This is a genomic window from Spirosoma radiotolerans, assembly GCF_000974425.1.
In the GTDB taxonomy this organism is placed as follows: Bacteria; Bacteroidota; Bacteroidia; order Cytophagales; family Spirosomataceae; genus Spirosoma; species Spirosoma radiotolerans.
Map to the genome: position 1 here is coordinate 4,669,671 of NZ_CP010429.1, position 15,545 is coordinate 4,685,215.

The following is a 15,545-nucleotide window of genomic DNA, read 5'->3' on the forward strand; positions in this document are numbered from 1 at the left end:
TTAATCGTAAATTTGCCCAATACCCCCATAATCTGTCTCCTGCCTGTGTCTCTCAAGAAATCACTACTCATCCTGCTGCTTGGCAGTCTGCTCACGCACTCCTCTTTCGCTCAAGTTCCCTATGGCCCCATCAAGCCAGCCCCACCAGGCGAGATTCTGTCAAACCTCAAGAAGCTGAATGTGCTGGGTTCCGTGCTGTACGTAGCCGCGCACCCCGACGATGAAAACACCCTATTACTTTCTTATCTGGCCAAAGAACGACTGGTCCGAACCGGCTATTTATCCCTGACCCGGGGCGATGGCGGCCAGAATCTTATCGGCCCCGAACAGGGCGAAAACATTGGTGTGATCAGAACGCAGGAGTTGCTGGCGGCCCGGCGCGTCGATGGGCCGGATCAGTTTTTCAGCCGGGCGTATGATTTCGGTTTCTCTAAACAAACGACCGAAGCGGTCCGCACCTGGGGGCAGGATAAAGTGCTGGCCGATGTGGTCTGGATGATCCGCAAATACCAGCCCGACGTAATCATGACGCGCTTTCCACCCGATGCCCGCGCGGGTCACGGGCACCATAGCGCATCGGGATTTCTGGCTGAAGAAGCCTTCAAAATTTCGAACGATCCTACTAAATTTCCCGAGCAACTGGCCTATGTGAAACCCTGGCAGGCCAAACGCATCATGTGGAATATGTTTATTCCGGGGGCATTTTTGAGCAATAAAAAACCCGAAGAAGCCGGTAACCTGATTGGCATTGAGACCGGCTTATTCAATCCGCTACTGGGCCGATCATACGGCGAAATTGCCTCCGAAAGTCGCAGTCAGCACAAAAGTCAGGGCTTCGGCGTAGCCCCTAACCGGGGTGCCAAAATTGATTATCTGTTGCTGAAAGGCGGTGATCCTGTTCAGAAGGACCCGATGGAAGGCGTCGACATGACCTGGAAACGGGTACCCAACAGCGATGCCGTTCAGACGCAGGTGAACCAGACCATCAGTCAGTTTAAGCCCGACCAACCAGCTGCATCGGTACCCGCCCTGATCCAACTGTATGGAGCGATTGGTAAACTGGATACGACCAATATTTACGTAAAAGCGAAGCGGCAGGAAGTCGAAATGCTTATCCGGCAGTGCCTCGGCCTATGGTTTGAAACCAACCCAACCGATTATGCAGCCACGCCCGGCGAAACCATTAAGCTAACCACCAACATCGTTAACCGTACGGACTCCCCTGTTACGTTAGTCCACATCCACTACTCGACCGGAAAAGACAGCACGCTCAACCTGACCCTCAAGCCCAATGACGTGGTGCTGCTCCCAACGAGCGTGATGATTCCGAAAACCGCGAAAATTTCCCAACCTTACTGGCTCGAAAAACCGATTGACAAAGGGTTATTTCAGGTTGACAATCAGCAGCTTATTGGCCTGCCCGAAAATCCGCCTGCCTTAACGACCAGCTATACGTTTGATATTAGTGGCCAGCGCTTTACGTTCAGCCGTCCGGTTGTCTACAAATCGACCGATCCCGTCGATGGCGAAATTTACCGGCCGTTTATTATTCAACCCGCTGTGACGGCAAACCTGGCCGAACGCGTTTACACCTTTGCCGACAACACGCCAAAAACAACCGAGGTTGTCCTGAAAGCAGGGCGTGCGAATGTAACCGGCACTTTACGGATCGATGTGCCAACGGGCTGGCGGATCGACCCGGCATCGCAGCCCTTCGAGTTAAAAAACAAAGGGGATGAACAACGGCTATCGTTCCGGTTGACCCCGAGCGATAAAGCTCAGAATGGGAAGCTACAAGCCGTGATGACAACGGCAGATGGCACCTTTACAACGGGCCTGCGGGTGATTGCCTATAAGCATATTCCAACTCAAACGCTGTTTCCACAGGCGGAGGCCAAACTGGTTAAGCTGGACGTGAAAGTAACCGCCAAAAATATAGGCTACATTGTTGGTGCGGGGGATGAAGTGCCGGCAGCCTTACAACAGATGGGCTGTCGGGTAAACATTCTCGGCCCAACCGAACTGAACGGAAACCTGTCGGCTTACGATGCCATCGTGGTGGGCGTTCGGGCGTACAACACCAACAGCGCCATGGCCCGCTACCAGCCGAAATTGATGGAATATGTCAAAAATGGCGGAACGATGGTTGTTCAATATGTGACACCCAATAATTCGTTTTTGCGTAATGAAGCTCAACTGCCGCCATTAGGCCCCTACCCCTTTACGGTCGTAAATGAACGCGTAACGGAAGAAGATGCACCCATGACGTTCATTAATCCAAAGCATCCGTTACTGAACTACCCGAACAAAATTACCGAAGCGGATTTCGCAGGCTGGATACAGGAGCGTGGTATCTATTTCGCCCGCGACTGGGACAAAGCCTATGAGCCGATCTTCTCATCCCACGACCAGAACGAAGCCCCCAAAGAAGGCAGCCTGATCTACGCTAAATATGGCAAGGGGCATTACATGTATACAGGTCTGGTATTCTTCCGTGAGCTACCAGCTGGTATTCCCGGTGCCTATCGTCTGTTCGCCAACCTGATTTCAGCCGGGAAGTAATGGATTGGTGAGTGTCGGTTGTGTTTATAGGCTGTGGTGTCGGGTTCTCAAACCCGACACAGGGAGGTTTCTCAAAACTTCCTTAATTAATCAACCAGCAGCACGCGGTTTTGAGAAACCGCTCATGTCAGTTTTAAGAAACTGACATCACAGAACCACTGATAAATCAACTAATTCCCATTTCAACGTGGCGTCATTATCATAAACTCGTCTTACAGGGTATACCTAAAAGACGAGTTTTTTTATGGGATTGCGCAATCGAAGTCTGTTAACTGAGGAACGTTGCTTTTTCATCACAACTACTTGCTACCGGCACTTACCTCTACTAGCCGATCCGACCTGTTTTGGTATTCTGTTCGATAGCTTTCTGTTCTATAACAAAAAGTACAAAGCAAAGCTGCTGGCCTATGTACTCCTGAATAACCATATTCATTTCATCATTTATTTTCCGGAAGAAACGCGGCTGATGGATTATATTCGAGACTTCAAGAAGTTTACATCGCTGAAACTACGAGAATATATTGAAACAAATTATCCAGATCAAGTTTGGTATATCGAATATAAAAAGCGTACCCAACACTTTAAGATCTGGGAAGATCGATACGATGATGTGTACCTTCACTCACGCAGCGTCTGCGAGATAAAAATCGACTATATCCACAACAACCCAGTGCGCGCTGGATTAGTCAGCAATCCGGCCGACTATCCTTATTCTAGCGCTGCATTTTATGAAGGCAAGCGGGAGAAATCGCAATTAATGCATTATCTAGAGGTGTTTTGAAGTCATGTAATAGCTATGGACTGTGGTGTCGGTTTCTCAAAACCGACACAGGGAGGTTTTGAGAAACCTCCTTAATTAACCAATCAGCAACACGCGGTTTTGAGAAACCGCTCATGTCAGTTTTAAGAAACTGACATTACTCACAATAATGGACATTGCTAACAAGAAACTGACACCACTGACAAGAAACTGACATCACTGACAAGAAACTAACACCACTGACAATAACGGACATTGCTGAACGTCACTACACGAACCTTCCTTCAATTCTGACTCAACTGTTTTAGCCGCAGGTGTTGTAACAGCATGATCGTTTTGCCATCCATGATCTCACCACGCGTTACCATGTCGTATGCCTGGCTAACGGGGAGCTCTAAAATATCAATCTCCTCCTCGTCGATGCCGCCCCCGGCATTGCGTTCGGTGTCAGCGGTGTACTCCGCCAGGTAAAAGAACAGTTTCTCCGTTACCGAACCGGGACTCATGTAGGCTTCCATCACTTTCTGTACTGATTCAATCCGATAACCGGTTTCCTCCTCCGTTTCCCGCCGGATGGCATCGTCGGGGCCTTCATCGTCGAGCAGTCCCGCGCAGGTTTCAATGAGCATACCCGTGGGATTACCGTTTACGAAAGTTGGCAATCGAAATTGGCGGGTCAGAATAACCGTGTCGGTTTGCGGGTTGTGAAGCAGAATCGTAGCGCCGTTTCCCCGATCATAGGCTTCCCGTTGCTGGGTTGTCCACTGTCCATTTTTACCAAGGTAATTAAACGTGAATCGTTTTAGAATATACCAGTTATCGGACAGTAACTTCTCTTCGGTTATTTGGACGCGTTCAGTAGCCATATGTTTAAATTTGTTCAATTTTGTTTATTTTTGAACAAAAGAACTTGATTTGCTATGAATTTCCAAAACAGGAAGCAACTAATTGTACAAACGGTCGATGAGCGAGGGTCCGTTGATGTGCGGGAGTTGGCCGAACTTTTACAAACATCGGAGATGACCGTCCGGCGCGATTTGGTTCAACTGGCGGCTTCCGGCCTGCTTTACCGGACACGCGGTGGGGCCATGAAAGTGAGCCTCGCTACCGATCAATTCCGGTTCGCCAATAAAACGGCCGTGAACGCCGACCGTAAAGATTACATCTGCCAGCTAGCCGCACAGGACGTTCAGGAAGGCGATATCCTTTTTATGGATTGCGGCAGTACCGTATTTCGCCTGTGCCCGTTCATTCGCAACAAACGCATCACGGTAATAACCAACTCACTACCAGTGGTGGCCGAGTTAATGTCTTCCGACGTAACGGTTAATCTGGTCGGTGGTGAGGTAGACAAAGAACGGCAGGCGGTTCATGGACTCATGGCTGAAGAGCACATAGCCCGTTACCGGGCCAACCGGGCATTTATTGGCGTCGATGGCATTTCACTCCAGCACGGACTAAGTGCCAACAGCGAGAAAGAGGCCAGCACAGCCACAGCTATGGCCCGGCAAACGGAAAAAGTTTACCTACTCTGTGACTCCTCGAAATTAGAAACCGACAAATACCTCTATTTTGCGCCTTTAAGCCTATTCGACGTGCTCATTACCGATACTGAGGCCAAGCCGGACGTTGTAGCGGCTTACCGAAAGGCCGGTATCAGGCTGATTAACTAACCCATGTACCAAATCTGGATTGATACCGGCGGCACCTTCACCGATGGCCTCGCCCAAGACCCCAACGGAATCCTACACCGCGCCAAAGTACTGAGCAGCAGCCGCCTACGGGGACAGCTCATTGATGGCAAACTGGTAGCGCCCTGGCTCACCGCTCCGATTTTTGATGGTTATTATCTTCGTGTTGTCGACACGGACGAACTGTACACGATTGAATCGCTGGGTGTGGATGGAACAGTGGTGTGTACTGCAGACAAGATGCCGGAATACCACGCCACCGTCGAGCTATTCACAAATGAAGAAGCTCCCGTTTTGGCGGCTCGCTTACTCACAAAGACACCCGTTAATCAACCCTTTCCGCCCTTAACCATGCGGCTAGGTACGACGAAAGGGACGAACGCTTTACTCGAACGAAAAGGAGGACGGGTAGCGCTGCTCGTGACGAAGGGGTTTACCGATGTGCTCAAAATCGGGACGCAGCAACGGCCCAATCTCTTTCAACTGGCCATTCCACCCGCCGACGTGCTGTATGATTCGGTATGGGAAGTGACGGAGCGCATAGCCGCCAACGGTCAGGTGTTGACGCCTTTATCCGACCAAACCATTGCCGACCTGATCGAACATTTGCGCCAGAGCAAGCCCGATGCCATCGCCATTTCGCTCCTGAACGCCTACCGAAATCCAGTCCATGAACAGCAACTTAATCAGGCACTAACCGCAGCGGGATTCTCTTACATTACCCTGTCGACTGCCGTATCAACGGCTCCGCAGTATGTGGCCCGCACGCAAACGGCAGTCGTGGATGCTTACCTGACACCCGTTATGCGTTCGTATTTAGACAATGTGCAACGCCAGCTTGGCGGCCAGGAAGTCCGGATTATGACTAGTTCGGGAGGTCTTGTACGAGCCGATTTGTTTCAGCCTAAAGACAGCTTACTCAGCGGACCGGCAGGCGGTGTCATTGGAGCCTCTGTGGTATCCGATAGCCTCTGGCAGTCGGAGGGCAATAACACCGACAGCCAGAGGCTATCGGGTACATTAACGCTGGACATGGGTGGGACCAGCACGGATGTGGCCCGAATTCAGGGCGGTTTAGATTATCGGTTCTCGACGAAAATCGGCCACTTTGATTTACAATTGCCTTCCCTGGCCATTGAAACCGTGGCCGCCGGGGGCGGGTCGATCTGCTGGTTCGATGGAACACAATTACGGGTTGGTCCGCATAGCGCAGGCGCCAATCCCGGCCCGGCCTGTTATGGCGTAGCTGTTCCGGGCCAAGCCCCCCTGCTGACCATTACGGATGTCAATCTGTTACTAGGCAAATTAGACCCTAAACAGTTTGGCATTCCTGTTTTTCCGGCCAAAGCACAGGAAGCCCTGGCGGCTATTGTTCGGCAAGTTGACGCAACAGGCACGCCTGCCTCTGCTATTGACTTGCTGCGTGGCTTCGAGCACATTGCCAATGAAACCATGACCGGTGCCATCCGGAAAATTTCGGTAGCTCGCGGGTTCGATCCCAAAGAGTATAGTTTGCTTGTGTTTGGGGGCGCCGGTGGTTTGCACGGATGTGCTATTGCCCGGTTATTAGGCATGGAGCGGCTCATTCTGCCCTTCGATGGGGGCCTGTTAAGTGCCTATGGCATCGGCCAGGCCCAAATTGAACGGATGTCCGCCCAGTCGATCCTGCAACCGCTGTCGGTCATTGAGCCTGAACTTCCCGGCATCCGCCAGCAGCTTATTGACTCAGCCACCCAGACACTGCAGCAGGATGTTGGTACGGAAACGACGATCCAGGTAAAAGCGGTTTCGATATTCCTGCGGCTGATGGGCCAGGAAGCCACGGTTGAAGTTCCCTTCAGTGATCAGTTAGCGACTGATTTCGAGCAGAAATACCAGCATTTGTATGGCCACTTTCCAACCAACGCCAATGGGCACCCGCGACCGATCGAAGTCGAAAGCATACGGGCTCTGGCCAGCACGGTTACCGAAAAATTACCGACAAACGGATCGCCTATAAGCCACCGGCACGCGGTTCCGGTCGGCTACTCAACACAGTTTAGCGGGGAAGCCTACCCAACCTACGACTGGACACAATTGCAGGAAGGCGATACCTTTCGCGGGCCGGCTTTGCTCCTGAACACGACCTCGTCGGCATTCATCGAATCGGGCTGGCGACTGGTTGTGCAGGCCAACAAAAACGCCCTTATCGACTACGTTGCCGATGTAGAAGAGCCCGGAGAAATAGCCGCCAACGAAGTCATTCAACTGGAATTGTTCACCCAGCGCTTCCGGGCCATTGCCGAAGAAATGGGCGCTCAGTTGCAGCGGACCGCCTTTTCGGTGAATGTGAAGGAACGGCTCGATTTTTCCTGTGCCTTGCTCGATGCCAACGCCGAACTGGTCGCCAATGCGCCCCATATTCCGGTACACCTGGGCAGCCTGGGCGTTTGCGCACGGCTGGTACGAAATAAAATAGCCCTTAAACCGGGCGATGTGGTCATCACCAATCACCCGAAATACGGCGGGTCTCACCTCCCCGACGTAACCCTACTTAGCGGTGTGTTTACGGACGCAACACCAAGCGAACCGCCCCAACTGATCGGTTATGTGATCAACCGCGCTCACCATGCCGAAATTGGTGGCAAAGTGCCGGGCTCCATGCCACCCGATGCCGTTTCGCTGGTTGAAGAAGGCGTTGTTCTGGAACCGATGTACGTGGTTAAAGCGGGTGAGTTTTTATGGAAAAATACCGAAACGACCCTTGGCTTATCGACTTATTTTACGGATGGCCCTTACCCTACCCGCGCCCTAGCCGAAAATCAGGCCGATATTGAAGCCGCGCTGGCATCGCTCAAAGCAGGCGAAACGGCGCTCAAGGCATTAACCCGGCAATACGGCCTTTCGACCGTCCACCATTACATGACACGGCTGAAACAAGCCGCCACCGACGCGATATTATCTGTATTGCAACCGCTGGATGAGCAGGAGTTTACGGCGCAGGAATCGCTCGACGACGGCCATGCCATTCATGTACGGATCCGTGTGGCCAACGGGCGGGTTGCGTTTGATTTTTCAGGCACTTCGGGCGTTCACCCTAACAACCTAAACGCCAATATCTCGATTCTGTACAGTGCCGTGCTGTATGTGCTTCGGCTTTGGTGCGCTAAAGATATTCCATTGAATGAAGGCTTAATGGCTCCCGTCGACCTGATTCTCCCGGAATCCTCCTTTCTGAATCCGATTTTTCCGGACTCACCGTCGGCCTGCCCGGCTGTAGTGGGTGGCAATACCGAAGTTAGCCAGCGGCTGGTCGATACATTGCTGAAGGCGTTACGGTTGGCCGGCTGTAGTCAGGGCACCATGAATAATTTCCTGTTCGGAAAATCAACATTGCCAAATCCCTTTGGCTATTACGAAACCATTGGCGGGGGCGCAGGCGCCACAATTGGGGCGCATGGTCGCTCGGCGGTACACCAGCACATGACCAATACTAAGCTGACCGATCCCGAAGAGTTCGAGCGTCGCTACCCGGTAAGGCTTCATGAATTCAGTATCCGTACTGGTTCCGGGGGTCATGGTCAATGGCGCGGGGGCGATGGCATCATTCGGGACATCGAGTTTCTGGAACCCGTACAGGCCACCCTCCTTAGCCAGCACCGGGTCGTGGCTCCGTATAGCCTGAACGGTGGCGAAGCGGGCCTAACGGGTCGCCAAACCTTGCTTTATGCCGATGGTCGGCAGGAAGATCTATCTGGCATTTTTACCCGCGCCATGCAACCGGGCGAACGCATCCGGATCGAAACACCAGGGGGCGGTGGAGCGGGTTATGTTCATCATAAAAGTGATCAGACCTGAGCTTAAAGCAACGGTCTATCCTTCCGTTCAAATCAAAAATTAGTAGCCAATAAAGTTGAAGGTCAACGTATGGAAATTTAGCTCCCAATAGCTCTTATCTTTATAGAATCTCAACACGTTTAACTATGCAGCTCCCTTGTTTACTCACGGCGCTTATTTTTATACTCGTTGGCCAACCAGTCACAGCCTGGTCTCAGGTAATCAGTGCCCAGACAGGCTATAAAGATTTTTCAATCAACGGTAAAACTATCCTGTTGCAAAGCAAATCCGGTAAGCTCAAGTTAATCAAAGGCGTTACCAATAAGCAGCCTTTGGTATTAACTACAGATGCACCAATTGTTGCCTCGGCTATTGATCGTGAGGGCAATATCGTTGTTGGTGACACCAATCACTTCATTAAGTCCTTCGATGAACATCAAAAAACTTGGCATACTATCGGTAGCTATACCGATAAGTTGAGCAGTATTGTTTTCGACAAAAAAAATCAATGCTTCTTAATAACCAATAAAGGAATCGTCGATTTTCAAAGCAACACGTTATACTTTCCTGATAGCTCTTTCTCCCAAAATAAACAAATTAGGTATACAGGCAGCTGGTTCGATTCGCCAGTTTGTTTTTTAGACAGTCGGGATAAATTATGGCTTGGGTTCGATCAAGGTGAATGGGGGGGTAATGTGTATGTTTTTAATACGCAGGAGCGAGCGTTTATACGCTTAAATACTAAGGAAGCTGATATGGAATTAAATCCAGTCAACGGCTTTTGTGAAGATCAGCAAAACGTTTATATGTCTGGAGGACTTAGTCACATCATGTTGACACACGGGAGCATTTATCGGTTCACCAATGAAATTGCAACACCTGTTTTGTTATCAAAAGATAAAGAAACCCCAATGGAGTTTCTTATGAACGATCCGCTAACGGGCAAAAAAAGTAAACAGATTGGAATTACATGGAAGGGAGGACATCGAATAGGGCCTAGCGCCTATAATCCCACCAACAATTGCCTGTACTTTTACTCTCAGTTTGGTATTTTCAACGCTAAACTCGGCACTAACCTGGCCGATATAAAAAAATGGCAAAAAGTTTTTGAACCAAAACTCCAATGGACGGGTGGCAGTCGTTATGCAGCCGGCCCAGCAATGAATGTATTGAAAATGCAATTTACCGCTGACGGCACATTACTGTTTCTGACCGAACACAATGGACTTGGTGTTTTTGATGGAAAGAGCTTACGGTTTATTCAGTAGGTCTACGTTCTCTTTGTATTTATAGTCTTCTTTATTTAAGACTTATGCCCGCTTCCCGACGCCAGTTTCTAACCTCCGCTACGGCCCTCGCCGGGGCTTCCCTCCTGGGTGAAAGCCAGTTTGCACAGGCGCAGTTGGCCACGAAATCGTTGCCGGTTGCCTGCAACTCCTACACATGGCTCACGTTCTACCAGCGGCAGGGGAAAACCTGGATGGCCGATCCCGATGCGTCGCTGGCCGAACTGGCCCAATCGGGTATTACGGCGTATGAACCGGGGGTAAATTCGGCCGAAGAGGTTACGAAACTCGTGCCCCTGCTGAGCAAACACAAGCTGGTCATGCACTCGCTCTATGTAAACAGCACCTTGCACAGGGCCGATGAAGCGCAGAAATCCATCGACTCGGTACTGGCCATTGCGGATGCTGCCAAACCCGCCGGAACGTCTATTTTTGTCACGAACCCAAGCCCCATCAAATGGGGGACCAACGACGATAAATCGGATGCCGAACTCATAGAACAGGCTCGTAATCTGGACCAGCTCGGGGCTGAACTGCGCAAACGCGGCATTACGCTTGCCTACCACACGCACGCCCCCGAACACCGGCAGGCCGCCCGCGAATTTCATCACATGCTGCTGGCCACTGACCCAAAACACGTATCGCTTTGCCTGGATGCGCATTGGGTCTATCGGGGATCAGGAAATTCGCAGGTAGCCCTGTTCGATGTCGTTAAGCTATACGGCAGCCGAATCACGGAAGTACACATCCGGCAATCGAAAAACGGCATCTGGCAGGAAACGTTCGGCGATGGCGACATTGACTACCAGCGCCTTGCCAATACCTTAAAAGCCCTGAACAGTAAGCCGAATCTGGTGCTGGAACAATGCCTGGAGAAAGACTCACCCAACACCATAGGGCCCGTCGACGCCCACAAACAGGATCTGGCCCAGGTAAAGCGCGTCTTTGCCGGGTTGATCGGCTAGTGAAACAAACAGGAGGCTTGTGGGTTAATCTTTGTGAAGGTCACAGTGACCGTTCACAACCTCATAAACTCACGTTAGTCTCATGCAACCCAATATTGGCCTCGAAAAAGACGTCCTCAAACAGGACAATGTACTTTTAAATGATTTCCTGTCTGACCTGCACGTCTTATACATTAAGACCCGTAAATACCACTGGAATGTTGCCGGGCCGAACTTTATGGAATACCATAAATTCTTCGAGTCTCAGTATAAAGCCATTGAAGCCGAAATTGATGAAGTCGCTGAACGTATCCGGCAGTTAGGCGGTACACCCCTGGCAACAATGGCCGAATTTATTCATAACACGAGTCTCAAAGAAGATTCTGGCAAGCCCAAAGACACAGCGGATATGTTCAGAAACCTATTGTCTGACCATGAGCAAATCGTTCGTGAACTGCGCGAAGACGTAGAAAAGTGCGACGACGAGTTGAAAGACGCGGGTACCGCCGACTTCCTGACGGGTCTTATGGAAGCCCACGAAGCGATGGCCTGGATGCTGCGGAAATACCTTTCCTAATTCCGAATAATGAGGAAGAATAACTGAGGAATGATGGATTGTAAGGAGTTTTCTTTACATTCATCATTCCTCATTTCTAATTCATCATTCCTCACGTGCCTAAAGTACTTTCTCTTCGCTCAGGTCTCGGCAGTGTTTTATTCTGGTCGGTTATTTCGGCTGCATTTATTGGCCCCGGTTCGGTGACGGCCTGTGCTATTGCCGGTTCAACTTATGGACTTCAACTCCTTTGGGTTCTCACCTTCTCTACCCTGGGCACTGTCTGGTTGCAGGAGGCCGCTGCCCGAATTACTATCGCTACTGGCAATGATTTAGGCCAGGTTATTGTCCAGACCTATGCCGGTCCTCGCGGACGACGAATCGCCTGGGCGTTGTTTCTGGCTATTTTTCTGGGCTGTGCCGCTTATCAGGCAGGCAATATTCTCGGGGCTGTATCTGGCCTTGCCCTGTTAACGGGCTTTCCCGTTCCGCTCTTGACGATTGTTGTTGGGCTGGTGTGTGTCGTACTCTTATGGGTCGGCTCCACGCAGGGATTGGCGAATATGCTTGGCCTGGTCGTTTTTGCTATGGGCGGAGCCTTCCTCTACGTTGCCTTCGGGACGCCCGTTACACCCGCAAGTCTGGCTAGTGCGCTGGTTACGCCCGCCGTACCTTCGGGCTCTCTGCTGCTGATTAACGGCCTCATTGGGACAACAATTGTGCCTTACAATCTTTTCTTCGGATCAAGCATCGTGCCAACGTCCGGTGATTCGGCAACTGGAGAATCCAATGGGCAGTCGTTGGGCGAAATGAAGTTGGGCATTTGGGTAGCCGTTATCCTGGGCGGCATCATTTCGGTGGTGTTGCTCTTGGCAGGTCTTCTCATTCCCAATGACTTTTCTTACGCACACATGGCACAGGTAATGACCAGCCGAATTGGTCCCTGGGCAGGGTCGCTGTTTGCCTTTGGCCTCTTTGCCGCCGGCTTTGCATCCTCGCTCACAGCACCATTGGCAGCATCCGTAACGGCACACAGTTTACTTGGCGTTCCGAAAAACTCGCTTACCTACCGGGCCATCTGGCTCATTGTGCTAACGACAGGGCTGGTGTTCGGGTTGTTAAACGTTACACCGATTCCGGTCATCGTTGCCGTACAGGCGATCAATGGCATACTCCTCCCGTTCGTGACGGTGTTTTTGTTTCTGGCCGTCAATAATAAATCTTTGCTTGGCGATAAATACTGTAATACCCTTTGGCAAAATATAGCCATGGGCAGCGTTGTGCTTGTTACGGCCGTTTTTGGTCTCTGGAACGTCTGGCTGGCTATTCAGGCAATCTAGACGTTTCAGTGTCGATGAGCTGACTTCGTCTTGCTTATTTTTACTTAGTGGAATAGCTCACCAAAACCAGCAAAAATCGTCCATAGCTAACGTGCGTCAAAGATACCCCAAGAGTTAATAGATTGATTTACAGGTGTTTTGTGACTATTTCTTGTCATCCTGACGAAGGAGGGATCTTAACGTATCCTATCTTGAGCGCTACGAAAAGTTAAGATCCCTCCTTGGTCGGGATGACAAAAGCTAATCATCATTTACGTTAACGAAGAACTTCTTCAGTTGTGATTTCGATTGGCTATGGTTAAATAGTAAGCTATACCGGGCGTTGGCAAGCCCGGAATTTTGGCTTGCTCATCCCAGGTGCGCATTTGCAAAATGCCTTTGAAGTAAGGATTAGCTTCAAAATCGGCGGCTTCTTCCTGCGTCATCGGTCCACCCTGAAATTCCAGCGTTTTCAAACTGGCTTCCGACAACCGGGCGAAGTACTTCGGATTTTTGAATACCAGATAGCGCTTGGCATTCACATGGTGCTCAATCAATTGGGCTACTTTTTCCGAAAAGCCAAGATTACGAAGATAATCGGCTCCCAGCCGTTCGTGGTCGACTGTGCCGTAGCCATCCATGTACCCATCGGCCATGGCTGGTGGAAGCAGATGACCAATATCGTGCAGGAAGGCTGCTACAACCGTTTCTTCATCAGCGCCAGCCTGCTCGGCCAACAAGGCGCATTGCAAAGCATGCTCCAACTGGGTTACGGGTTCGCCAAAATAAGCATCCTGCCCACCTTGGGCAAAGAGAGTAGCAATCGTTTCCATAAGTAATACCGGATGGTTTATCCAGTTGGCTAATTGACAAAAGAAAGATCACCGACAATGATCTAATTATCCGGGGGTGAATATACGGATAACCCCGGAAGGAAAAAGACCGATCAGGTTTTGGAAACCTGATCGGTCTACTTTATGATAAATGGTGGGGTTGATGGTTAATCTAAGAAGCGGAAATTATTTCAATATCCACATGGCCGCATTGATGTCGTCATTACCGGCATACTGACTGGTTACGGCTGCGGCATTGTTTGTGGTGTTATACGACCGTTCGGTTGATGGATATTGCCACCGTACCGGAATCCGCTGGCTATTGCCCGTTCCGGGACCTACCAAAAATGTAGGCACACCTGTCCGACGCTGGTTATAAAACGCTTCCATGCCCGACTGCTGAAAAAACGCAAGGTACTTTTGCGTCAAAATCTGATTCAGTCCAGTTGTTGTATTGCCGGCGTAGTTTACGGCAGCCTGCGCGTAGTAATCAGCGAAACTGACATTTACGGTATAGGCGTTGAACACCTTATAGCCTCCATCGGCTGAGAAATAAACGGTGTTGGCACCATCTGTCAGGCCATAAAAACCCCAGGATGCCTGAATTCCTTTTTTGTAATAATCTTCGGCTGTACCGCCGGCCCATCCCCGGTTGATTCCTTCGGCAATGGTAAATTGCAGTTCCGGATAGCCGATGATGATATACGGTTCGGCAGTGTATGTGCTGTAATAGCGCTTCCGGTTCTGGAATGAATACAAGCCCTGGTTGGCATTCGAAGACATAATGGCCAAATCTTCGCCAGACGACGCGCCGACAAAAGCAGCAAAATCCGTTGGCTTCGCCCCCGCAGCGACTTTTGCCGTAGCGGGTTCAGCCACCACAAATGTCCGGGGATCTTTCAGCGTGGTCAGGGTGCCCAGGTATGTGGCCGACATGTTTTCACGCGTGGCGTTTTGCCCGAAATTATCCGGATTACGATTGTACTTGTTGAACGAGCTATTATAAACGTATTGCAAGTTATCGTCCATCGAAGCCATCACAGGAAACTTGGTCGGGTTGGCCAATACTTCGGCAAATCGGGCTTTTACATTCAACTCTGTATCAGCCTCTTTCTTGCTCAAACTCACCAGCACCCGTAGCTTATAGGTGTTGACCGTTTTCTGCCATTTCGCCAGATTATTGCCGAGGTAAATATCGCCCGTCAGGTTGTTATCGCTTTTGGCAATCAGAGTGGTTAAGTCGGCATTGGCATCGTCGAGCCATTTCAGAATCTGTACATAAACTTCCTTCTGCGTATTGTATTTTGGCGTCGGGTTATCCAGTCCCTGCAATGCATCGGTCAGGGGAATATCGCCCACGCGCTTGGTCATATTTTCGAAATAATACGCCCGAAAAAACTTACCCAGCGCCGAATAGGCGTTTACGTCCGGTAAACCCGCTTTCTTGGCTTCCTGCTCCATCTTCACAACGTTTTTCAGGGTTGTGTAATAGAGGCTGGTGGCTGTCCAGGCGTAATCATTGGTTGCGTAGTAGTTGTAGTTGCTGGCGTAAAACTGATCCCACCGTTGTGCATCATTCCAGGCACCCCCACCCGCCACACTATACATGTCGTTTAATACACCATTGAAAACCAGCGAAGCCGGGGCGCTCGTCGGCCGGTTCGGGTCCTGCTCCAGTTCATCAAATGGCTTTTCGCAGCCTGAGAGCATCAGGCCAAGAGCCGTTAGCGAGACGATAACGAGTTGATTGAGTTTCATAAAGAATCTATTTTTTGGCG

The 15,545-nt window shown here is 50.5% G+C and carries 11 protein-coding genes; 8 read left to right on the forward strand and 3 right to left on the reverse strand.

Going from position 1 to position 15,545, the window contains the following annotated elements:
• Positions 1-45: 45 nt before the first annotated feature.
• Both SD10_RS18980 and SD10_RS18985 read left to right on the forward strand, forming a co-directional pair.
• Positions 46-2,562 (forward strand): PIG-L family deacetylase, encoded by a 2,517-nt coding sequence (locus tag SD10_RS18980; RefSeq protein WP_046575890.1) that lies wholly within the window; start codon positions 46-48, stop codon positions 2,560-2,562.
• A 244-nt stretch (positions 2,563-2,806) separates the two neighbouring features.
• Positions 2,807-3,343, forward strand: a complete 537-nt coding sequence (locus tag SD10_RS18985) for an REP-associated tyrosine transposase (protein ID WP_052731224.1) — start codon at positions 2,807-2,809, stop codon at positions 3,341-3,343.
• A 263-nt stretch (positions 3,344-3,606) separates the two neighbouring features.
• On the opposite strand, the gene nudK is transcribed toward SD10_RS18985, so the two are convergent.
• Positions 3,607-4,188, reverse strand: a complete 582-nt coding sequence (gene nudK / locus SD10_RS18990; protein WP_046575891.1) for a GDP-mannose pyrophosphatase NudK — start codon at positions 4,186-4,188, stop codon at positions 3,607-3,609.
• 54 nt (positions 4,189-4,242) lie between these two features.
• Between nudK and SD10_RS18995 the strand changes: the two genes are divergently transcribed.
• From SD10_RS18995 to SD10_RS19020, 6 genes are all read left to right on the forward strand, one after another.
• Complete coding sequence (locus SD10_RS18995) at positions 4,243-4,995, forward strand: DeoR/GlpR family DNA-binding transcription regulator (protein ID WP_046575893.1); 753 nt, start codon at positions 4,243-4,245, stop codon at positions 4,993-4,995.
• Positions 4,996-4,998: 3 nt separating this feature from the next.
• Positions 4,999-8,850 carry a hydantoinase B/oxoprolinase family protein gene (locus SD10_RS19000; RefSeq protein WP_046575894.1) on the forward strand — a complete coding sequence of 1,284 codons (3,852 nt, stop codon included), beginning with the start codon at positions 4,999-5,001 and terminating at the stop codon, positions 8,848-8,850.
• Between the two features lie 125 nt (positions 8,851-8,975).
• Positions 8,976-10,097 (forward strand): hypothetical protein, encoded by a 1,122-nt coding sequence (locus tag SD10_RS19005; RefSeq protein WP_046575896.1) that lies wholly within the window; start codon positions 8,976-8,978, stop codon positions 10,095-10,097.
• 44 nt (positions 10,098-10,141) lie between these two features.
• Positions 10,142-11,080 (forward strand): sugar phosphate isomerase/epimerase family protein, encoded by a 939-nt coding sequence (locus tag SD10_RS19010; RefSeq protein WP_046575898.1) that lies wholly within the window; start codon positions 10,142-10,144, stop codon positions 11,078-11,080.
• An 82-nt stretch (positions 11,081-11,162) separates the two neighbouring features.
• The gene (locus tag SD10_RS19015; protein WP_046575900.1) at positions 11,163-11,636 is read left to right on the forward strand and encodes a Dps family protein; all 474 of its coding nucleotides are present in this window, start codon (positions 11,163-11,165) and stop codon (positions 11,634-11,636) included.
• Between the two features lie 95 nt (positions 11,637-11,731).
• Positions 11,732-12,955 carry an Nramp family divalent metal transporter gene (locus SD10_RS19020; RefSeq protein WP_046575902.1) on the forward strand — a complete coding sequence of 408 codons (1,224 nt, stop codon included), beginning with the start codon at positions 11,732-11,734 and terminating at the stop codon, positions 12,953-12,955.
• A gap of 272 nt (positions 12,956-13,227) precedes the next feature.
• Here SD10_RS19020 and SD10_RS19025 read toward each other — a convergent pair whose 3' ends face one another.
• Both SD10_RS19025 and SD10_RS19030 read right to left on the reverse strand, forming a co-directional pair.
• Positions 13,228-13,767: a phosphonate degradation HD-domain oxygenase gene (locus SD10_RS19025; RefSeq protein ID WP_046575904.1), complete on the reverse strand. Its 540-nt coding sequence runs from the start codon at positions 13,765-13,767 to the stop codon at positions 13,228-13,230.
• 186 nt (positions 13,768-13,953) lie between these two features.
• Positions 13,954-15,525: a SusD/RagB family nutrient-binding outer membrane lipoprotein gene (locus tag SD10_RS19030; RefSeq protein WP_046575906.1), complete on the reverse strand. Its 1,572-nt coding sequence runs from the start codon at positions 15,523-15,525 to the stop codon at positions 13,954-13,956.
• Positions 15,526-15,545 lie beyond the last annotated feature (20 nt).